Annotated in this window: 22 protein-coding genes and 1 pseudogene; 13 read left to right on the top strand and 10 right to left on the bottom strand. The window is 52.5% G+C overall.

Annotation, left to right across the window (positions count from 1 at the left end):
* Positions 1–4 precede the first annotated feature (4 nt).
* Both LC431_RS24650 and LC431_RS24645 read right to left on the bottom strand, forming a co-directional pair.
* On the bottom strand, positions 5–607 hold the full coding sequence (locus tag LC431_RS24650; protein ID WP_013576674.1) for a peroxiredoxin C: 603 nt from the start codon (positions 605–607) through the stop codon (positions 5–7).
* Positions 608–831: 224 nt separating this feature from the next.
* A complete protein-coding gene (locus tag LC431_RS24645) occupies positions 832–1,413 on the bottom strand; it encodes an ACP phosphodiesterase (RefSeq protein ID WP_013576673.1) in 582 nt (193 codons plus the stop codon).
* 134 nt (positions 1,414–1,547) lie between these two features.
* On the opposite strand from LC431_RS24645, the gene queA reads away from it, so the two are divergent.
* The 5 genes from queA (at position 1,548) to secF (ending at position 7,211) form a co-directional block, all read left to right on the top strand.
* Positions 1,548–2,618 (top strand): tRNA preQ1(34) S-adenosylmethionine ribosyltransferase-isomerase QueA, encoded by a 1,071-nt coding sequence (queA, locus tag LC431_RS24640; protein ID WP_223510411.1) that lies wholly within the window; start codon positions 1,548–1,550, stop codon positions 2,616–2,618.
* A gap of 114 nt (positions 2,619–2,732) precedes the next feature.
* A complete protein-coding gene (gene tgt / locus LC431_RS24635) occupies positions 2,733–3,857 on the top strand; it encodes a tRNA guanosine(34) transglycosylase Tgt (RefSeq protein ID WP_013576671.1) in 1,125 nt (374 codons plus the stop codon).
* A 161-nt stretch (positions 3,858–4,018) separates the two neighbouring features.
* On the top strand, positions 4,019–4,351 hold the full coding sequence (gene yajC / locus LC431_RS24630; RefSeq protein ID WP_013576670.1) for a preprotein translocase subunit YajC: 333 nt from the start codon (positions 4,019–4,021) through the stop codon (positions 4,349–4,351).
* A gap of 27 nt (positions 4,352–4,378) precedes the next feature.
* A complete protein-coding gene (gene secD, locus LC431_RS24625) occupies positions 4,379–6,226 on the top strand; it encodes a protein translocase subunit SecD (RefSeq protein WP_015690312.1) in 1,848 nt (615 codons plus the stop codon).
* Between the two features lie 73 nt (positions 6,227–6,299).
* A complete protein-coding gene (gene secF, locus LC431_RS24620; RefSeq protein WP_049804364.1) occupies positions 6,300–7,211 on the top strand; it encodes a protein translocase subunit SecF in 912 nt (303 codons plus the stop codon).
* An 81-nt stretch (positions 7,212–7,292) separates the two neighbouring features.
* Here secF and LC431_RS24615 read toward each other — a convergent pair whose 3' ends face one another.
* Positions 7,293–7,856 carry a DUF3251 domain-containing protein gene (locus LC431_RS24615; protein ID WP_013576667.1) on the bottom strand — a complete coding sequence of 188 codons (564 nt, stop codon included), beginning with the start codon at positions 7,854–7,856 and terminating at the stop codon, positions 7,293–7,295.
* A 160-nt stretch (positions 7,857–8,016) separates the two neighbouring features.
* On the opposite strand from LC431_RS24615, the gene nrdR reads away from it, so the two are divergent.
* The 6 genes from nrdR (at position 8,017) to pgpA (ending at position 12,349) form a co-directional block, all read left to right on the top strand.
* Positions 8,017–8,466 (top strand): transcriptional regulator NrdR, encoded by a 450-nt coding sequence (nrdR, locus tag LC431_RS24610; protein ID WP_013576666.1) that lies wholly within the window; start codon positions 8,017–8,019, stop codon positions 8,464–8,466.
* 9 nt (positions 8,467–8,475) lie between these two features.
* Positions 8,476–9,612, top strand: a complete 1,137-nt coding sequence (gene ribD / locus LC431_RS24605; protein WP_037036803.1) for a bifunctional diaminohydroxyphosphoribosylaminopyrimidine deaminase/5-amino-6-(5-phosphoribosylamino)uracil reductase RibD — start codon at positions 8,476–8,478, stop codon at positions 9,610–9,612.
* A gap of 123 nt (positions 9,613–9,735) precedes the next feature.
* Positions 9,736–10,206: a 6,7-dimethyl-8-ribityllumazine synthase gene (gene ribE / locus LC431_RS24600; protein WP_013576664.1), complete on the top strand. Its 471-nt coding sequence runs from the start codon at positions 9,736–9,738 to the stop codon at positions 10,204–10,206.
* A 20-nt stretch (positions 10,207–10,226) separates the two neighbouring features.
* Positions 10,227–10,640: a transcription antitermination factor NusB gene (gene nusB / locus LC431_RS24595; protein WP_013576663.1), complete on the top strand. Its 414-nt coding sequence runs from the start codon at positions 10,227–10,229 to the stop codon at positions 10,638–10,640.
* Between the two features lie 165 nt (positions 10,641–10,805).
* Complete coding sequence (gene thiL, locus LC431_RS24590) at positions 10,806–11,792, top strand: thiamine-phosphate kinase (protein ID WP_013576662.1); 987 nt, start codon at positions 10,806–10,808, stop codon at positions 11,790–11,792.
* 62 nt (positions 11,793–11,854) lie between these two features.
* The gene (gene pgpA, locus LC431_RS24585; RefSeq protein WP_015690311.1) at positions 11,855–12,349 is read left to right on the top strand and encodes a phosphatidylglycerophosphatase A; all 495 of its coding nucleotides are present in this window, start codon (positions 11,855–11,857) and stop codon (positions 12,347–12,349) included.
* A 69-nt stretch (positions 12,350–12,418) separates the two neighbouring features.
* Here the strand turns inward: pgpA and LC431_RS24580 are convergent, their stop codons facing one another.
* The 4 genes from LC431_RS24580 to xseB form a co-directional block, all read right to left on the bottom strand.
* Complete coding sequence (locus tag LC431_RS24580; protein ID WP_013576660.1) at positions 12,419–13,393, bottom strand: aldo/keto reductase; 975 nt, start codon at positions 13,391–13,393, stop codon at positions 12,419–12,421.
* A 152-nt stretch (positions 13,394–13,545) separates the two neighbouring features.
* Positions 13,546–15,408, bottom strand: a complete 1,863-nt coding sequence (gene dxs / locus LC431_RS24575) for a 1-deoxy-D-xylulose-5-phosphate synthase (protein ID WP_013576659.1) — start codon at positions 15,406–15,408, stop codon at positions 13,546–13,548.
* A gap of 18 nt (positions 15,409–15,426) precedes the next feature.
* Positions 15,427–16,356, bottom strand: coding sequence for a (2E,6E)-farnesyl diphosphate synthase (ispA, locus tag LC431_RS24570; RefSeq protein WP_112151723.1), 930 nt, complete (start codon positions 16,354–16,356; stop codon positions 15,427–15,429).
* Positions 16,357–16,361: 5 nt separating this feature from the next.
* The gene (gene xseB / locus LC431_RS24565) at positions 16,362–16,598 is read right to left on the bottom strand and encodes an exodeoxyribonuclease VII small subunit (RefSeq protein ID WP_223510410.1); all 237 of its coding nucleotides are present in this window, start codon (positions 16,596–16,598) and stop codon (positions 16,362–16,364) included.
* 276 nt (positions 16,599–16,874) lie between these two features.
* Here xseB and thiI point away from each other — a divergent pair, with 276 nt between their 5' ends.
* A complete protein-coding gene (thiI, locus tag LC431_RS24560; RefSeq protein ID WP_013576656.1) occupies positions 16,875–18,323 on the top strand; it encodes a tRNA uracil 4-sulfurtransferase ThiI in 1,449 nt (482 codons plus the stop codon).
* Positions 18,324–18,389: 66 nt separating this feature from the next.
* Here the strand turns inward: thiI and yajL are convergent, their stop codons facing one another.
* Both yajL and panE read right to left on the bottom strand, forming a co-directional pair.
* Positions 18,390–18,998, bottom strand: coding sequence for a protein deglycase YajL (gene yajL, locus LC431_RS24555; RefSeq protein ID WP_119261889.1), 609 nt, complete (start codon positions 18,996–18,998; stop codon positions 18,390–18,392).
* Positions 18,961–19,872, bottom strand: a complete 912-nt coding sequence (panE, locus tag LC431_RS24550; protein ID WP_121019769.1) for a 2-dehydropantoate 2-reductase — start codon at positions 19,870–19,872, stop codon at positions 18,961–18,963. Before panE ends, yajL begins: the two co-directional genes overlap by 38 nt.
* 240 nt (positions 19,873–20,112) lie before the next feature.
* Between panE and LC431_RS24545 the strand changes: the two genes are divergently transcribed.
* Positions 20,113–20,604: a YajQ family cyclic di-GMP-binding protein gene (locus LC431_RS24545; protein WP_013576652.1), complete on the top strand. Its 492-nt coding sequence runs from the start codon at positions 20,113–20,115 to the stop codon at positions 20,602–20,604.
* Positions 20,605–20,655: 51 nt separating this feature from the next.
* Here the strand turns inward: LC431_RS24545 and LC431_RS24540 are convergent.
* A pseudogene (locus tag LC431_RS24540) lies at positions 20,656–20,879 on the bottom strand (IS4 family transposase); the annotation flags it as partial.

The raw sequence follows: 20,879 nt of genomic DNA, 5'->3' as shown, positions 1-20,879 counted from the left end.
AGGATTACAGGTTTGATGCGTTTTCAGACAAATATTTAGCCACGCCATCCGGGGATGCGCCCATGCCTTTTTTGCCTTTTTCCCACTGAGCCGGGCACACTTCGCCGTGCTCTTCGTGGAATTGCAGTGCGTCAACCATACGCAGCATTTCGTCGATGTTACGACCCAGTGGCAGATCGTTAACGACCTGGTGACGAACAACGCCTTCTTTGTCGATCAGGAAAGAGCCGCGCAGTGCAACGCCAGCGTCCGGATGTTCGATACCGTAGGCTTTCTGGATTTCGCGTTTGATGTCAGCAACCATCGCGTACTTAACAGGACCGATGCCGCCTTTCTCTACAGGGGTGTTACGCCATGCGTTGTGAACGAACTCGGAGTCGAAGGAGACGCCTACCACTTCTACGCCACGATTCTGGAATTCTTCGTAACGGTGATCGAAAGCGATCAGTTCAGAAGGACAGACGAAAGTGAAGTCCATTGGCCAGAAGAAGATAACAGTAGGTTTGCCTGCAGTGTGTTTTTTGAAGTTGAAGTTTTCAACTACTTCGCCGCTGCCCAGTACTGCTGCTGCGGTGAAGTCAGGGGCTGGACGAGTTACCAGAACCATATTATTACTCCTTATGAAACCCTTCCGGGCGTCGTAGGTGAGAAGGAAAGGGTGAACAAAACGACTGCCAGTATAGGGGCAACCTTCGGGTGAATAAACCCCATCGCACCAATCAATCAGATAGCATCCGGCTATCAGTCTTTGAAGTAAGTCTCAAACTTTTTAACAACTACTTCTTGTCTTGCAGAGAATTGCGGGGTAATCCACAAAATGAAGGGTATTTGTCAGATTTGCCGGTCTCTCGCCTGTTGCATCATCACCGGATAAAACTGCCAGAACAGTTGCTCGAGGGCGTCGTAATTGAGTTCGATATCATGGAAAGAGCCGGTCAGGGCGGCAAGTTTTGGCCGCCGGTTAGCCATACCGCGCAATACGTCGCCAATAAAAGGCAGCACCGCGTAACGTTCCATCCAGCGTTCAGGCCAGAGATAAGCGTTCAGATTTTGGAAACGTTCCGGCATTTCAGGTAACTGAGGTTCAATTTCCTGCTGACAGCCGTCAAGAAAATCTTCCAGTGATTGCTGCGGATGAATGCTGGCCCAGTGACGGGAAAGGAAGTGATCCCAGACGACATCGAGCGTTATCGGTGCGACGCGGCGAAAATCTTCACGGAAATAACTGCGGGCAATTTTCACTTCCGGCAGTGAATCGGTCATGACATCCACGCGGCGGTGCATGCGGATGCCGCTGACGATCTCATCAGAGAACTGACCGTCAGGATTGCCGCGAACGAAGTCTGCCAGCAGATTTCCGGTCAGTGAACTTTTGGCCAGTGAGGCCAGATGGAGGTGGGCTAAAAAATTCATTCGCGAAGTATAACGCAGGAAAGTTGATCTCCGACAGGGCAGCGGATGCCTTTATTCGCGCAGAAGCTTGCAGGGGATGCCCCGTCCCACTAGACTAAGCCGCCTGTTTTTGTCGTTAAGTGAAGTGAAAAACCATGCGTGTTGCCGATTTTTCTTTTGAACTCCCTGAATCCCTGATTGCCCGCTATCCCCAGACCCAGCGCAGCGGCTGTCGTTTGTTGTCTCTGGACGGGCCAAGCGGTGAGTTAACGCACGGCGTGTTCACTGATATTCTCGATAAAATTCATCCCGGCGATTTGCTGGTATTTAACAATACCCGCGTGATCCCGGCTCGTGTGTTTGGCCGCAAGGTCAGCGGCGGTAAAATTGAAGTGCTGGTTGAGCGCGTGCTGGATTCACACCGCGTTCTGGCCCATGTGCGTGCGTCCAAATCGCCAAAACCGGGCGCAGAACTGCTGCTCGGTGATAAAGAAGATATTAAAGCGACGATGGTGGCGCGCCACGATACGTTGTTTGAGCTGGAATTTAATGAAGATCGTGATGTCTTTACTCTGCTCAACGAAATCGGCCATATGCCGCTGCCGCCGTATATTGACCGTCCTGATGAAGATGCCGACCGTGAACTGTATCAGACCGTCTACAGCGAACGTCCGGGTGCGGTAGCTGCGCCCACCGCTGGCTTGCATTTCGATGAGCCGCTGATGGATGCGCTGAAAGCCAAAGGCGTGGAGTTCGCTTTTGTGACGCTGCATGTGGGGGCAGGCACCTTCCAGCCGGTTCGTGTGGACACCATTGAAGACCACATCATGCATGCTGAGTATGCCGAAGTGCCTCAGGACGTTGTGGATGCGGTGCTGGCCTGCAAAGCGCGTGGCAATAACGTGGTGGCCGTGGGAACAACTTCCGTGCGTTCGCTGGAAAGTGCGGCGAAGGCCAGTGAAGATGCACTGATTGCGCCGTTCTTCGGCGATACCAAGATTTTCATTTATCCGGGCTATCACTATCAGATAATTGATTCCCTGATCACGAATTTCCATCTGCCGGAATCGACGCTGATCATGCTGGTGTCGGCGTTTGCCGGGTATAAAAATACCATGAATGCTTACCATCAGGCGGTGGCTGAGCAGTACCGTTTCTTCAGTTATGGTGATGCGATGTTCATCAACCGTAACCCGCTGGCGCCGCAGGAAGTGGTCGGCCAGTAACCTTGAGTTAATAATTACCGGCCTGGTCGCACCCGGTGCATCCGGGCTTTCTCTTCCGGGCGTCATGCCACGGATTTAACCTCATCAGACTGTTTCTCTGATGCTGGAGGCAATGTGAAGTACGAATTAAGCACGACCGATGGCCGCGCACGTCGCGGGCGTCTGATCTTTGAACGTGGCGTGGTCGAAACCCCGGCATTTATGCCAGTGGGCACTTACGGCACCGTAAAAGGCATGACCCCGGAAGAAGTCAAAGACACCGGTGCACAGATTTTGCTGGGCAACACTTTCCACCTGTGGCTGCGTCCGGGGCAGGAAATCATGAAACTGCATGGCGATCTGCATGATTTTATGAACTGGCATGGCCCGATCCTCACCGATTCAGGTGGCTTCCAGGTGTTCAGCCTGGGCGCGATGCGTAAAATCAAAGAAGAGGGTGTGCATTTCCGTAACCCGATCAACGGTGACCCGGTGTTCCTTAGTCCGGAAAAATCCATGGAAATCCAAAACGATCTGGGTTCCGACATCGTAATGATCTTCGATGAATGTACGCCATATCCTGCTGACTGGGATTATGCAAAACGCTCGATGGAGATGTCTTTGCGTTGGGCAAAACGCAGTCGCGATCGCTTCAACGAGTTGAATAATAAGAATGCTTTGTTCGGGATTATTCAGGGCAGCGTTTACGAAGATTTACGAGATGTATCATTAAAAGGGCTGGTAGATATCGGCTTTGATGGTTACGCTGTGGGCGGCCTGGCAGTGGGCGAGCCGAAGGAAGACATGCACCGTATTCTGGAGCACGTTTGTCCGCAAATTCCGGAAGACAAACCTCGCTATCTGATGGGTGTCGGTAAACCGGAAGATCTGGTTGAAGGCGTGCGTCGCGGTATCGATATGTTTGACTGCGTGATGCCAACGCGTAACGCGCGTAACGGTCACCTGTTTGTCACTGACGGCATCGTAAAAATCCGTAATGCCAAGCATAAAGATGATACGTCGACGCTGGATGAACATTGTGATTGTTACACATGTCGCAATTATAGCCGTGCCTACTTGCATCATCTTGACCGTTGCAACGAAATTCTCGGTGCGCGGCTAAACACGATCCATAATCTGCGCTATTACCAGCGTCTGATGGCCGGTTTACGCCAGGCTATCGAAGAGGGTAAATTAGAAGCGTTTGTGACAGACTTCTACGAGCGTAAAGGCAAGCCTGTTCCGCCTTTAAACTTCTGATTTCTTTCTCGTGTCGGCATCTTCGAAAGAGGGTGCCGATTTTATAATTTCTTGGACCGGCATTATGGGGTATTGTGCGAGACGTTTCATCGCAGACTCCGGGTCGGATTCTCGGTTTGTTTTACATCAATTTGCTTCACAACAACAATGAGGGAATTTAAATGAGTCTTTTCATTTCCGATGCAGTCGCAGCGACCGGCGCACCGTCACAGGGAAGTCCTTACTCTCTGGTTATCATGCTGGTGGTTTTTGGTCTGATTTTCTATTTCATGATCCTGCGCCCGCAGCAGAAACGTTCTAAAGAACACAAAAAACTGATGGACTCTATCGGTAAAGGTGACGAAGTCATGACCACGGGTGGCCTGATTGGTCGCGTAACCAAAGTAGCCGAAACCGGTTATGTGGTTATCGCACTGAACGACACTAACGAAGTGATGATCAAACGTGACTTCGTGGCAGCAGTTCTGCCAAAAGGCACGATGAAGTCTATCTAATTTTCGATTTTCCCGAAGGGAACTGCCGTGTTAAACCGTTATCCTGCGTGGAAGTATCTGATGTTGATCGTTGTGGTCATCGTCGGGCTGCTTTATGCACTTCCCAACCTTTATGGTGAGGATCCGGCTGTTCAAATCACTGGTGCTCGGGGTTCCGACGCCAGTGAAGCAACGCTGGACCAAGTCCGTAACGTATTAGATCAAAGCAAAATCCAGATCAAATCAGTTGCTCTGGAGAATGGCGCTATTCTTGCCCGTTTTAATGACACGGATGTACAGCTTCGTGCACGTGAAGCGCTGACTGAAGCGTTGGGCGACAAGTTTGTTATTGCACTGAACCTCGCGCCGGCAACGCCGCGCTGGTTGAGCATGCTGGGCGCTGAGCCGATGAAGCTGGGCCTCGACTTGCGTGGGGGTGTTCACTTCCTGATGGAAGTGGATATGGATACCGCGCTGAGTAAGCTGCAAGAGCAGACGATGGACAATATGCGCAGCGACCTGCGCGACAAGAATATTCCTTATGCCACGGTGCGTAAGCTCGACAACTATGGCGTTGAAGTGCGTTTCCGCGATGCTGCTACCCGTGATTCTGCGGTCAGCTACCTGAGCCCACGTCACCGCGATTTAGTGATCACTAACAGTGGCGACAATGCTATCCGTGTAGTGATGACTGATGCTCGCCTGAGTGAAGCCCGCGAGTATGCCGTTCAGCAAAACATCACCATCCTGCGTAACCGTGTAAACCAATTGGGTGTCGCCGAGCCGCTGGTACAGCGCCAGGGTGCTGACCGTATCGTGGTTGAGTTACCGGGTATTCAGGATACTGCGCGCGCTAAAGAAATTTTGGGCGCGACCGCGACACTGGAATTCCGTCTGGTTAACACCAATGTAGATGCTTCTGCTGCTTCAACCGGTCGTGTGCCGGGCGACAGCGAAGTGAAAAACATGCGTGATGGCCGTCCGGTTGTTCTGTACAAACGCGTGATCCTGACCGGTGACCACATCACTGATTCCACATCCAGCATGGATGAGTACAATCAGCCGCAGGTTAACATCTCTCTCGACAGCGCTGGTGGTAACGCCATGTCTAACTTCACTAAGGATAACATCGGTAAACCGATGGCAACCTTGTTCGTGGAGTACAAAGACAGCGGTAAGAAAGATGCCAATGGCCGTGCGATTCTGGCGAAGCAGGAAGAAGTTATCAACGTGGCGACCATTCAGTCACGCCTGGGTAACAGCTTCCGTATCACCGGGGTGAACGATCCGAATGAAGCCCGCCAGTTGTCCCTTCTGTTGCGTGCCGGTGCGTTGATCGCGCCAATTCAGATAGTTGAAGAGCGTACTATCGGCCCGACCTTAGGGATGCAAAACATCACTCAGGGTCTGGAAGCGTGCTTGTGGGGTCTGGTGGCATCCATTCTGTTCATGGTGGTTTGGTACCGTAAGTTCGGCATTATCGCTACGACAGCGCTGGTTGCTAACCTGATCCTGATTGTCGGGATCATGTCTCTGCTGCCTGGTGCGACGCTGACCATGCCGGGTATTGCCGGTATCGTCCTGACGCTGGCGGTGGCCGTCGACGCCAACGTACTGATAAACGAACGTATCAAAGAAGAGCTGAAGAACGGACGTTCCGTTCAGCAGGCGATTCATGAAGGCTATAAAGGCGCGTTCTCAAGTATCGTTGATGCCAACATTACGACCCTGATCACGGCAATTATTCTTTATGCAGTGGGTACCGGTTCGATTAAAGGCTTTGCTATCACCACCGCTATCGGTGTGGCAACCTCGATGTTTACGTCGATCGTGGGGACCCGTGCCATCGTGAACCTGGTTTACGGCGGCAAACGCATTAAAAAGCTGTCTATCTGAGGAGTGCGTTGTGGCACAGCAACAACCATATACTGTTGAACAACTGAACTACGGCCGTAAAGTCATCGACTTTATGCGCTGGGACAACGTGGCCTTCTGTATTTCAGGCCTGTTGTTTATCGCATCCGTTGCGATTATGGGTGTTCGCGGGTTCAACTGGGGTCTGGATTTCACCGGCGGTACCGTCATTGAAATCAGCCTTAGCCAGCCCGCTAACCTGGACGTAATGCGTGCCGATCTGGAAAAAGCAGGATTCAAGGATCCTGTGGTTCAGAACTTCGGTAGCAGCCGTGATGTGATGGTTCGTCTTCCACCTGTATCGGGTAATGCCGGTCAGGAACTGGGAAATAAAGTCCTTAGCCTGGTGAACGCGGATATCGATAAAGACGCGACCGTGAAACGTGTCGAGTTTGTCGGCCCGAGCGTGGGGAGTGATCTGGCGCAGGCTGGTGGCATGGCCCTGCTGATGGCGTTGATCTGTATCCTGATTTACGTCGGTTTCCGTTTTGAATGGCGGCTGGCGCTGGGGGCGGTAATCGCACTGGCGCACGACGTGATCATCACCATGGGCGTATTGTCACTGTTCAGGATCGAAATTGATCTGACCATCATCGCGTCCCTGATGTCAGTTATCGGCTACTCGCTGAATGACTCCATCGTGGTATCGGACCGTATTCGTGAAAACTTCCGCAAAATTCGTCGCGGGAACTCTTACGAAATCATGAACGTGTCCCTGACCCAGACGTTAAGCCGTACCATTATGACTTCAGCGACCACGCTGATGGTGGTACTGATGCTCTATATCTTTGGCGGTGCGTTGCTGGAAGGCTTCTCACTGACCATGCTGATTGGTGTGTCGATTGGTACGGTTTCGTCCATCTACGTGGCGTCCGCGCTGGCTCTGAAACTGGGCATGAAGCGTGAACACATGCTGCAGCAGAAAGTGGAAAAAGAGGGCGCTGATCAGCCTTCCATTCTTCCGTAAGTTGCCGATGGTTGTCCCGTTCGGAAAAGAAAACAAAAACCCCGCAATGCGGGGTTTTTTTTCATCTGCAACTCGTTGTCTTTACCTGGTAACGACGGGCTGTGCCTGCGGTGTCGCCACAATATTATGCAGGTGAACAAATCCCAGAGTTTCGACAGTGACCTGATTAAATTTCACATCGACCGTTTTCACCGGGCCTGGCAAGAGATCTGGCTCGACGCTAATGGTCTGGGTTTGCATATCAACAGTCAGCGGTTTGCCCGTGACCGGGTCGAGCTGCCCCCAGCTCAGGGAAGCCGTAAACGGCGGCAATGGCTGGCCCGCAGTGTTTTTGATTTCCAGCACGGCCTGTACGCCGCTGGCATCCGGGGCGACGCGGATCAACTGCACACTTAATTCACCAATATTACTTTTCAGCAAGGCGGCACTTTTGGCTGCAGGTAACAAATAGACACCATTATTTGACTGGCGGTTGAGCGTGGTTTGCTGCTCCAGCGCGATGGCCAGATCCGTCAGGTGTTGCAGTTTTTGATTGAGCTGACCGACTTCTGTTTTCAGCTCCGGGATTTGTGAATTTTGCGTCGCGCAACCCGTCAGGCTGAACAATGCGGCGCAGACCAGCAAAAGGCGTGGGTGTTTTGTCATATCAGAGACTTCCTTTCATCTGCCCGTTGAAACATTCCGTCCGGGCACCAATATTGATAGTTAAGTTTAACCCGATGTCGATGAAAGTAGCGACAGCCTTTGTTGTCGGCAAACTTCGGGTTAAACTAATGTCCAATTGAGTTCGCGATCAGGAAGTGCTATGCATTGCCCATTTTGTGCCGCTGTTGATACTAAAGTCATCGATTCCCGTCTGGTAGGCGATGGATCGCAGGTTCGCCGTCGCCGTCAGTGTCTGGTGTGCCATGAACGTTTCACCACGTTTGAAGTGGCGGAACTGGTGATGCCTCGCGTCATTAAAAGCAATGAAGTTCGTGAACCGTTCAACGAAGACAAACTTCGCAGTGGCTTTCTGAAAGCACTGGAAAAACGCCCGGTCAGTTCCGATGACGTCGAAACGGCCATCAGCCACATTAAGTCGCAATTGCGCGCGACCGGTGAGCGTGAAATTCCGGCCAAAATGATCGGCAATCTGGTAATGGACGCCCTGAAAGGGCTGGATAAAGTCGCCTATATCCGCTTTGCATCGGTGTATCGCAGTTTCGAAGATATTCGTGAGTTTGGTGAAGAAATCGCCCGTCTTCAGGATTAAGGAAAGCTGATGTCGCCTGACCAACAAGTTGCCGAAAACCCTACCGATGAACACTACATGGCGCGGGCTTTCGAGCTGGCGCGTCGCGGGCGTTTCACCACGACACCTAATCCCAACGTCGGTTGTGTCATTGTATTAAATGGCGAAATCGTCGGTGAGGGCTATCATTTGCGTGCCGGTGAACCGCATGCTGAAGTCCACGCATTACGCATGGCAGGTGAGAAAGCGAAAGGGGCGACAGCCTACGTGACGCTGGAGCCGTGCAGTCATCATGGTCGCACGCCGCCGTGTGCCGATGCATTACTGGCAGCAGGTGTTGCCCGTGTTGTCGCCGCGATGCAGGATCCTAACCCGGAAGTCGCGGGGCGTGGTTTATACCGCCTCAAACAAAACGGCGTGGATGTCAGTCACGGGCTGATGCATCCGCAGGCTGAAGCCGTGAATCTGGGGTTCCTGAAACGAATGCGGACCGGTTTCCCTTATGTTCAGCTCAAAATGGGCGCGTCTTTAGATGGCAGAACTGCGATGGCCTCGGGCGAAAGCCAGTGGATCACCTCGGCTGCCGCCCGTGCTGATGTTCAGCGTTTTCGCGCGGAAAGCTCGGCGATTCTGAGCACCAGTGCCACTGTTCTCGCGGACAATCCCTCGCTGAATGTACGCTGGAGCGAACTGGGCAGTGAGGTGCAGGCGATTTATCCCGAGGAAAATCTGCGTCAACCGCTGCGGGTTATTCTCGACAGTCAGAATCGCGTGACGCCACAGCATCAGTTGGTGAATTTACCCGGTGAAGTCTGGCTGGCGCGGCTGGAAGCTGACACGCAAGTCTGGCCGGGATCCGTCGAGCAATGGCGTGTAGCCGGGCGCGACAACCGTATTGATCTGGTTCTGCTGATGATGCAACTGGCGAAACGGCAGATAAATTCCATCTGGGTGGAAGCCGGTGCACAACTGGCCGGTGCCTTATTACAAGCCGGTCTGGTTGATGAATTAATCGTTTATATGGCGCCTAAGTTATTGGGCGATAATGGCCGCGCACTGTGTGAACTGCCAGGATTGCAGCATTTGGCGGATGCCCCTGAATTTGTTTTCAATGATATCCGTCAGGTCGGCTCTGACTTACGTTTGCGCCTGAAACCGGTGTATTGAGAATTTTACTCCTCCCTGCGGAATGACTTTAAAAGCGCATGTCCAGACAGGGTAATTTTATGATAGAATCCGCCCCCCTGCGGCTGGGGTTGAGAAACTCCTGAACCCACTTTAAGGAAAACTATGAACGTTATCGAAGGTGTTGTAGCCACGCCTAACGCGCGCGTAGCGATCGCGATTGCTCGTTTTAACAATTTTATCAACGACAGCCTGCTCTCTGGCGCTGTTGATGCGTTGAAACGTATTGGTCAGGTCAGCGATGACAACATCACCGTAGTCTGGGTCCCGGGCGCATACGAATTGCCTCTGGCAACCCGCGCACTGGCTGAAAGCGGTAAGTATGATGCGGTTGTTGCACTTGGCACCGTGATCCGCGGGGGCACTGCCCACTTTGAATTTGTAGCGGGCGAATGCAGCTCTGGCCTGTCCAGCGTTGCCATGAACAGCGAAATCCCGGTGGCCTTTGGTGTGCTGACGACAGAAAGCATTGAACAAGCCATCGAACGCGCAGGGACAAAAGCCGGTAACAAGGGTGCAGAAGCTGCACTGACCGCGCTTGAAATGATTAATGTTATCAAGGCTATTAAGGCCTGAATCTAGTTAAGGGGAAATCCGTGAAACCTGCTGCTCGTCGCCGCGCCCGTGAATGTGCCGTTCAGGCGCTTTACTCCTGGCAGTTGTCGAAAAATGACATCGCCGATGTTGAATTAGAATTCCTGACCGAGCAGGATGTCAAAGACGTAGACATTGCCTATTTCCGCGAACTGCTGGCTGGTGTAGCAAACAGTGCTGAGAAACTCGATGCACTGATGGCGCCATACCTGTCCCGCCAGTTGGATGAACTGGGCCAGGTGGAAAGAGCTATTTTGCGTCTGGCTCTGTTTGAGCTGAGCAAACGCCAGGACGTTCCTTATAAAGTGGCGATCAACGAAGCTATCGAACTGGCCAAAACTTTTGGGGCTGAAGACAGTCATAAGTTCGTCAATGGTGTGCTGGATAAAGCAGGCCCACATATTCGTAAAAAGTGATCGTCAAAAAGGGTCAGCCTCGTTCACAAATGGCGACAGTCATTTTCGGTTGATTTCTGGCTCTGTTGATAATCTGGTGATGTCACTGCGTTTATCCTTTGTGTGACACCCTTCTTAAGGCCGGATTTCCGGCCTTAAGTCATTCTAACGATTTGGAAATGTACTATGGCATGCGGCGAATTTGATGTCATCACTCGCTACTTTAACCGGTTCAGAACTGCCCGGCAGGATGTGCATTTAGGCATTGGTGATGATTGTGCCTTACTGACGGTTGGCGAGAAGCAGCTATTAGCAGTCAGTACCGATACGCTGGTCGAAGGTATCCATTTTCTAAAAACTATTTCACCTTCCGACCTGGGCTATAAAGCGCTGGCGGTTAACCTGAGCGATCTGGCCGCGATGGGCGCCGATCCTGCCTGGGTTTCGCTGGCCCTGACGCTGCCGGAAGTGAACACCGACTGGTTGCAGGCATTCAGCGACAGTCTGTTTGAACAACTCAATTATTACGGTATGCAGTTGATTGGCGGCGACACCACGCGTGGCCCGCTGAGCATGACGTTAACCATTCAGGGGCTGGTGCCTGTGGGGCGTGCATTAACCCGTTCCGGTGCAGGCATTGGTGACTGGATCTTCGTCACCGGTACCCTCGGTGACAGTGCTGCGGGGCTCGCTATTCTGCTGGAACAGCTGAATGTGACTGATACCGATAACCGCGAATTTCTGCTCAAACGCCATCTGCGGCCTTCGCCACGCGTTCTGCAAGGGCAGGCGCTGCGCGATTTAGCAACATCTGCTATCGATCTTTCTGACGGGTTGATGTCGGATCTTAAACATATACTGACTGCCAGTGAATGTGGCGCGCGGCTCGATCTTGATGCGATCCCATTATCGGTTGCATTGAATAAAGTTGCCGATCCTGAGCAGGCGCTGAAATGGGCGCTGACCGGAGGCGAAGATTATGAACTTTGCTTCACTGTGCCGGAAATTAACCGCGGTGCGCTGGATGTGGCACTGAGCCATCTGGGTGTCAACTTTACCTGTGTTGGCCAGATTGCGCCGCTTTCAGAAGGTATTAAGTTTATGCGTTCTGGCGTACCGGTAGAACTTGAATGGCAAGGTTTTGACCACTTTGCCGGAGAGGAATTGTTGTGAATATTGGCCGTAAAAAACGCCCGGCGGGGTACAAGGGAAAAACCGGTGATCCGGTTCAGGACATGGCTGCGGCTAAAAAGCGTCTTGATTTGCGTAATCCGTGGCATTTACTGGCGACCGGTTTTGGCAGCGGTTTATTCCCTGTTGGTCCGGGCACTGCGGGCTCCATCGCTGCGATCCCGTTTTGGATTGTCATGACCTACCTGCCGTGGCAGGTGTATTCCATGATCGTCATGTTCAGTATTTGTATCGGGGTTTATCTTTGCCGACAGACCGCGCGCGACATGCGGGTTCATGACCACGGCAGTATTGTATGGGATGAATTTGTTGGCATGTGGATCACCCTGATGGCGATCCCGGTCAACGACTGGCGCTGGGTATTGATTGGCTTTATCGTTTTCCGCGTGCTGGATATCTGGAAGCCGTGGCCGATCCGCTGGTTTGACCGCAACGTGCAGGGCGGAATGGGTATCATGATCGATGATGTGGTCGCCGGTGTGCTTGGCGCGGCCATTATCTATCTGGTCGGGCATCACTGGCCGCTGGGCCTGTTTTGATCCGTTTCAGATAGTAATAAAAAAGCGTTGCCGGGTTTTCCCTGACAACGCTTTTTTTACACGTTTATATTACTGAAAGCCGGTCGCCTGATGCGGCACATAAGCCATTTCCAGCTCGGCGATCTCTTCAATCGAAAGTTTCACCTCCAGCGCGGCAATGGCATCTTCCAGATGAGCGGGGCGCGAAGCGCCGATAATTGGCGCGGTCACGACGTGTTTACTCAGGATCCACGCCAGTGCGATCTGTGCGCGTGGCACGCCGTGATCTTCCGCTATTTTCCCGACACGTTCAGCAATTTTACCATCAGCTTCATCGGTGGCGTCATACAGCGTTTTGGCAAAATTATCGGAAACTGAACGTACGGTGGTTTCTCCCCACGGACGCGTCAGTTTGCCGCGAGCCAGCGGACTCCACGGCAATACTGCAATGTTCTTTTCCAGACACAGCGGGTACATCTCGTTTTCTTCTTCACGCTGGATCAGATTGTACTGATCCTGCATCGACACAAAACTCGCCCAGCCGTTTTGCGCAGAGACATCCAGCGCGTGTTTGAATTGATGCGCATGCATCGATGACGCGCCGATAAATCGCGCCTTACCGGCTTTGACGACGTCATTCAGCGCTTCAAGGGTTTCTTCAATGGGTGTTTCGTAATCCCAGCGATGGATTTGCAGCAGGTCGACATACTCCATGCCGAGACGGCGCAGGCTGTCATCGATGGATTGCATAATCGAAGCCCGTGAAAGCCCCGGTTTTAAGCCGGTGACGGCGTTGTACACTTTGGTCGCCACGACAATCTCATCGCGTCTGGCGAAATCCTTCAGGGCGCGGCCAACGATTTCCTCGCTGCTACCGTCGGAATAGCTGTTGGCGGTGTCAAAGAAGTTAATGCCGGCATCCAGGGCCTGCTGGATGATCGGGCGACTGCTCTCTTCCGGTAACGTCCACGCATGAGTGCCGCGATCTGGTTCGCCAAAAGTCATACAACCGAGACACAGTTTCGATACTTTTAGTCCGGTTTTTCCTAATGTGGTGTATTGCATGACATCTCCTGGTAATCATGAAGTGATAACAGAAAATCATTGAAAATGATTAGCACGCTATAACTGTAGCTTAAACCAGGGGGAGCTCGTGTGACTGAAGGGGAAAATGGAGAGGAAAATCCCCTCTTTCAGGTAGAAAGAGGGGAGGGGAATCAGGCCAGCCAGTCGGTTATCTGACGGTCAATGCCTTCGGCATCCAGTCCTAAATCGTGACGAATTTCGTCCTGCGTGCCTTGTGGCACAAAACTGTCCGCCAGACCGATATTCAGCACCGGCACCAGAATACGTCTGGACATCAGCAGTTCATTCACGCCACTGCCCGCCCCCCCCATGATGGCGTTTTCTTCCAGTGTGACCAGCACTTCATGGCTTGACGCCAGTTCCTGAATCAGTGCTTCATCGAGTGGTTTCACAAAGCGCATATCCACGACGGTCGCGTTGCGTTTTTCCGCTGCGGCCAGCGCTTCAGGCAACAATGTACCGAAGTTAAGAATCGCAACTTTCTCGCCTTCACGACGCACGACGCCTTTACCGATTGGCAGTGAAGCCAGCGGTTCACTGGTGGCGCCGGTACCATTACCACGTGGATAACGCACGGCAACCGGCCCGCTGTTATGGTGATAACCGGTGTGCAGCATCTGACGACATTCGTTTTCGTCGCTCGGCGTCATGATGGTCATGTTTGGGATGCAGCGCAGGAAGGAGAGATCGAACGCGCCCTGATGTGTCTGACCATCCGCTCCGACGATACCACCGCGGTCGATAGCAAACAGTACCGGAAGATTCTGGATCGCCACATCGTGGATCACCTGATCATAGGCGCGTTGCAGAAACGTCGAGTAGATCGCCACAATCGGCTTGTATCCGCCAATCGCAAGGCCTGCCGCAAAGGTGACCGCATGCTGTTCGGCAATGGCCACGTCGAAATACTGCTGCGGGTATTCACGCGAGAAACGCACCATACCGGATCCTTCACGCATCGCTGGCGTGACAGCCATCAGCTTGCTGTCTTTGGCCGCGGTTTCGCACAACCAGTCGCCGAAAATCTTCGAATAGGTTGGCAGACCTTCTTTGCTTTTCGGCAACGTGCCGGAAGCCGGATCGAATTTAGGCACGGCATGGAAGCTGATCGGATCTTTTTCGGCTGGGGCGTAGCCTTTGCCTTTTTTCGTCATGATATGCAGTAGCTGCGGGCCTTTCAGGTCACGCATGTTTTTCAGCGTTTGCGCCAGCGCCACCACGTCGTGACCATCGACCGGCCCGATATAGTTAAAGCCCAGCTCTTCAAACAGCGTGCCCGGCACCATCATGCCTTTCAGATGTTCTTCGGTACGGCGCACCAGTTCTTTAATCGGTGGCAGGCCAGACAGGACTTTCTTGCCGCCTTCACGCAGACGCGAATACAGCTTGCCGGAGAGCAACTGCGCCAGATGATTATTCAGCGCGCCGACGTTTTCGGAAATCGACATCTCATTGTCGTTGAGGATAACCAGCATGTCAGGTTTGATGTCGCCTGCATGGTTCATCGCTTCAAACGCCATACCTGCGGTGATCGCGCCATCGCCAATTACACAAACGGTACGACGACCTTTACCTTCACGTTCAGCAGCCACCGCCATGCCGAGGCCTGCGCTGATGGAGGTCGATGAGTGACCAACGGATAAGGTGTCGTATTCGCTTTCACCACGCCAGGGGAATGGGTGCAGACCGCCTTTCTGACGAATGGTGGAAATACGATCACGACGACCGGTCAGAATTTTGTGCGGATAGGCCTGATGGCCGACATCCCAGACAACGTGGTCGAACGGCGTGTTATAGACATAATGCATCGCCACGGTCAGTTCAACCGTCCCCAGACCGGACGCAAAGTGTCCGCTGGACTGACTGACGCTGGCCAATAAATATTGGCGCAGCTCATCGCAGAGCTTAGGCAAGCTCTCTTTAGGAAGTGAACGGAGATCTTCAGGATTCTCCGCCAGCGCCAGTGTCGGGTATTTGGCTAATTCAAGGCTCATCAGTTGCTCATAGTAAGTTTAATTATCGCGTTCAATGATAAAGCTGGCTAACGCGAGAAGTGGCGCTGTGTTGTAAGAAAGTGCCGCCAACTGATCCAGTGCGGAAACGGCTTCCTGATACAGGTCCATGGCCTTAGCCTTTGCGCCGTCCAGCCCCAACAGGGCAGGATAGGTACTTTTTCCGAGTTGCTGGTCAGCGCCCTGGCGTTTGCCGAGCGTAGCGGTATCGCCAACCACGTCCAGGATATCGTCCTGAACCTGAAATGCTAAACCAATAGCCTGCGCGTAGTTATCCAGTATCGGTAAAACAGCACGTCCGGTTTCACCGGCAGCCAGCGCGCCCATGCGTACGGCGGCGCGGATCAGCGCACCGGTTTTATGGCGATGAATTTGTTCCAGTGCGTCGAGGCCAACCTGCTGACCTTCAGCGGCTAAATCCAGGGCCTGACCGCCACACATCCCGCTGGATCCGCTGGCGAGGGCCAGTTCGGAAATCATCGCCAGACGATCTTTTACCGCAACATCCGGCATTTCACTGTCAGCCAGAATCGAGAATGCCAGTGTTTGCAGAGCATCGCCCGCCAGAATCGCATTGGCTTCGCCAAATTTAATGTGGCAGGTCGGCTGACCACGGCGCAAATCGTCGTCGTCCATGGCCGGTAAATCATCGTGTATCAGCGAATACGCATGGATGCATTCCACGGCAGCCGCAGGCGCATCGAGATTTTTCAGATCCAGACTGAACAACTGGCCGCTGGCGTAAACCAGATACGGACGCAGACGTTTACCGCCCAGCAACGCACCGTAACGCATGGCTTCAACCAGCGGTAAGTCGGCCAGCGGCAGTGCGCTGATATAGGCTGTTAATACCTCATCGACTCGCTGTTGCATTGCGCGCAGTTCATGCGTAAATCCGTCAGCGCTGGAAAGGGAGATCGCTTCAGACATGACAGTTACTCGGCTTCCGGGGTGAACGGGGGCAGCGGAGCGTCGCTGTCGAGCAGGATTTGAACGCGCTGTTCTGCCTGTTGCAGCTTTTGCTGCCCCTGACGCGCCAGCTGGACGCCTTGCTCAAATTCGTTGAGTGCGTCTTCTAAAGGCAACTCGCCTGATTCGAGGCGGGAAACGATCTGTTCCAGTTCGGCCAGAGCCGTTTCAAAATTGGCAGGTGGTGCAGATTTTTTTGGCATAATTCTCTTTTAATATCGTTGATCAGAATGGATGATCGAAGTACTGAGGCGGCAGAGTCAGCGCTCAGCCTCAAGAGACATTCCTGTCCAGCATGACATCTGCTGCAGGGTTTTGTGCACAGAGTACCCATTTTAAGTGATATACTCTGCGCCGCAGATATTATTGCTAAGCCCAATGTGACACAAAATGAACATTTGGCTTAGCAATAATAGGATCCTAGATCCTTATTCAGCGACTTACTACCCCGTTTTTTCACCTGCTAACAAAAGACTGCCATGAAGTTTATCATTAAATTGTTCCCTGAAATCACCATCAAGAGCCAATCTGTGCGTTTGCGCTTCATTAAGATCCTCTCGAGCAGCATTCGCAATATCGTGCGACCGCATGATGAGACGCTGGCGGTGGTCCGCCACTGGGATCATATCGAAGTTCGCAGCAAAGACGAAAGCAAACACGACCTGATTCAGGAATTGCTCTGCCGCATTCCAGGTATCCGTTATGTTGAAGAAGTTGAAGACCGTCCTTACACCGATGTCCACAACATCTTCGAGCAAGCGCTGGAAGCTTACCGTGATGAAGTGGCAGGCAAAACTTTCTGTGTGCGTGTTAAACGTCGTGGTAAACATGATTTTACGTCTACCGAGGTAGAACGCTATGTCGGCGGTGGCCTGAATCAGCACATTGAATCAGCGAAGGTCAGCCTGAAAGATCCGCAGGTCACGGTGAAACTGGAAATTAACGACGATAAGCTGGTGCTGGTGAAAAGCCGCCTCGAGGGTCAGGGCGGTTACCCGATTGGCACGCAGGAAGATGTGCTGTCACTGATTTCTGGTGGTTTCGACTCCGGTGTATCCAGTTATATGCTGATGCGTCGCGGCTGTCGTGTGCATTATTGCTTCTTTAATCTCGGCGGCGCAGCGCATGAAATCGGTGTGAAACAGGTGGCGCATTATCTGTGGAACCGTTTCGGCAGCTCGCACCGGGTGCGTTTTATCGCGGTTGATTTCGAACCGGTCGTCGGTGAAATCCTCGAAAAAGTTGAAGACGGTCAGATGGGCGTTGTCCTGAAACGTATGATGGTGCGTGCGGCGTCTTCCATTGCTGAGCGCTATGGCGTGCAGGCACTGGTCACCGGTGAAGCGCTGGGGCAGGTTTCCAGCCAGACGCTGACCAATTTGCGTTTAATCGACAATGTTTCTGACACGCTTATTTTGCGTCCGCTGATTTCTCACGATAAAGAGCACATCATCAAGATTGCCCGTGAAATCGGTACGGAAGATTTTGCGAAAACCATGCCGGAATACTGCGGTGTGATTTCGAAAAGCCCGACGGTGAAAGCGGTGAAAGCAAAAATCGAAGCCGAAGAAGCGATGTTCGATTTTGACGTGCTGGATAAAGTGGTCAGCGAAGCGCGCAATGTCGATATTCGCGAAATTGCTACACAGGCGGCGGAAGTGGTACCGGAAGTGGAAACTGTGGCTGAGTTCGTGTCAACAGACGTCGTTCTGGATGTCCGGGCACCGGATGAAGTGGAAGCCCAGCCGCTGGCACTGGAAAACGTTGAAGTGAAGCCGCTGGCGTTCTACAAACTGGCCACTCAGTTTGGCGATCTGGATCAGAACAAAACCTATCTGTTGTATTGCGACCGTGGCGTGATGAGTCGTTTACAGGCGTTGTATCTGAAAGAACAGGGCTTTAACAACGTGAAAGTCTATCGTCCGTAAACGATATTCCGGATGTAAAAAAGGGGTTCAGCATCGCTGAGCCCCTTTTTACTGGCGGTAATCGGATCACGACTCCCGGGTACCTTCATCGGTGTAGTTATAAATCCCCGGAGCCAGAACCAGTTGCGCGGCAATTTCCGCTGCTTTGGCTTTGCCCAGCAACAGATCGATAATTTTCAGGGCAAATTCCATTGACGTGCCCGGCCCCTGACTGGTCAGAAGATTAACGCGCGGATCGAAAATCACCCGACGATCGGACCATTTATTCGGGTCAATCTTATCCTTTAGGCCCGGAAAGCCGGTCATATTCCCGACCGGGAATAAATCGTGATACTCCAGCACCAGCGCAGGTGCGGCGCAGATAGCCGCAACAATTTTACCGCTGACATGCATCTGGCGCACTTTCTCTACCAGCAGCGGGCTTTCGCTGAAACAGGTTGCGCCACCGAGGCCACCGGGCAGAACGATCACGTCATGCTCATCATCTGCAACATCTACCAGTGCGACATCGGCCAGAATACGCACGCCGCGCGAGCAGCGGATTTCCAGGTTGCCATCGCCTGCGACACTGGCTGTCGTGACGTTAATGCCCGCCCGCACCAGCAAGTCAATTGCGGTAACGGCTTCTATTTCTTCGCTACCAGGTGCCAGGCAGACCAGAACCGATGCGCTCATAATCGTTTTCCTTTCTCTTAATCTGTTCAAATAAGCGGTTATTAACCGGCAGGGTCAGGCCGAACTTACGCCCGCGGCGCAGGACATAGCCGGTAATGTAATCGATTTCGGTATGACGTTGATTGCGGATATCCTGCAGCATCGACGAATGGTTAGCGGAGGTGGATTCAATCACCTGATAGACGAAGCTGAGCAAAGATTCTCTGTGAATTTCGACGCCTTCAATCGCCATCACCTGCGCGACCTCCTGACTAATTTGCTCAATCTGATCGGCGTACGCCAGCAGGTCGCCGTTGGTGCAATCATACAAAGCTGTCAGCGGATTAATCACGCAGTTCACCGCCAGCTTATTCCACAGCGACGGCTTGATGTTGTCATGCCAGGCCACGTCCGGTAAGGCATTATGCAGCGTATCCGCCAGTGAACTCAGCGCCGCACCGCGCGGAGTCACCGGACCGATGTGCGTCGCTCCGGCAGCCACATGGACAATTGCGTTGCCTTCATGACGCGCCGCATGGGTCGTTGCGCCCTGCAAAATCGCCAGACGGTTAGGGGGTAATTCATCAACAGTGCCCATGCCATTATGCAGCAGTAATATCGCGCAATTATCATTAAGCATCGGCATCAGCGTGCTTATTGCGCCGGAAACCTGCCACGCTTTCAACGTGACCAGCAGTAATTCGCTTTGTGCCAGATGTTCCGGGTCGTTAGTAGGCATATTGCGATTAAAAGCAATGCCTTCCGGCGAAATAACGTTAACGGCACAAAATGGCTGCGCAATGCGGATCCAGCCCTGAACGTCGTGGCCTTGCTGATAGAGGGCCGAAAGCCAAAGTTGTCCCAGCGCACCGCAACCCAATACTGTTATTTTCATTGTGCCTCCCGGGAATTGTGGCGAAACAGGGCCATGAAATAGTTTGTTGAAAGAATATTCTGCTGTCCGGTTATCTTATTAGTATAGACATTTGTGCTGTAGATCACATTTTCACCTGCACTTTTTGACCCTCTGAGCATTTTATGTCCGGTACTTTGCTGTCGTTTGGCATCGGGGGTTGAAGGCGGTATTATGCACGCCATATAACGTGCAACACAAAAACTACAGGGAGAAGCGATTATGCCGTCTTTTGACATTGTTTCCGAAATCGACATGCAGGAAGTGCGCAATGCCGTGGAAAATGCCAGCCGTGAACTGCAAACCCGCTGGGATTTCCGCAACATTCCTGCCAGCTTCGATCTCAATGAAAAAAACGAGAGTATCAAAGTGGCCAGCGAATCAGATTTTCAGGTAAATCAGCTGGTCGATATTCTGCGTGAGAAGTTAGCCAAACGTGGCATTGAAGGCGGGGCGCTGGAAATTCCTGAGCAGATGGAGCACAGCGGTAAAACCTACAGCGTTGATGCCAAACTGCATTCCGGCATTGAATCCGCCCTGGCGAAGAAAATCGTCAAGCTGATCAAAGACAGTAAAATTAAAGTGCAGGCACAGGTTCAGGGCGACGAAGTCCGTGTTACCGGCAAAGCGCGTGATGATTTGCAGGCCGTAATGGCATTGATCCGCAACGGTGATCTGGGACAGCCGTTCCAGTTTAAGAATTTCCGCGACTGATAGCCTTCGTACTACGGTTATTTTAAAGGGACGCATTGCGTCTAATGCCGGTCACTTAAGGTGACCGGCATTGTTTTTTAAGGGATATTTCGACCTTTTTTCTCTCACTTCCCTGACATATTCACGCTCACGTCTCGAGGGCAGTTTGAGCATCGCTGCGTTGCTGTAAAAATGCTTCAGATGACCCGGGATGGCTCCCGCTGATGCCCACGGCAGCCCGATTAACAACCGTAATATCTCCGACACTGCACCGCTAAAACTCAGCTGATAAGGCA

Origin of the sequence: Rahnella sp. GSA61A, from assembly GCF_019969905.1 — a bacterium.
Classification (GTDB): Bacteria; Pseudomonadota; Gammaproteobacteria; order Enterobacterales; family Enterobacteriaceae; genus Rahnella; species Rahnella aceris.
Note: the sequence above shows the minus strand (reverse complement) of the source record. Positions and strands in the feature narration are given on the sequence as shown.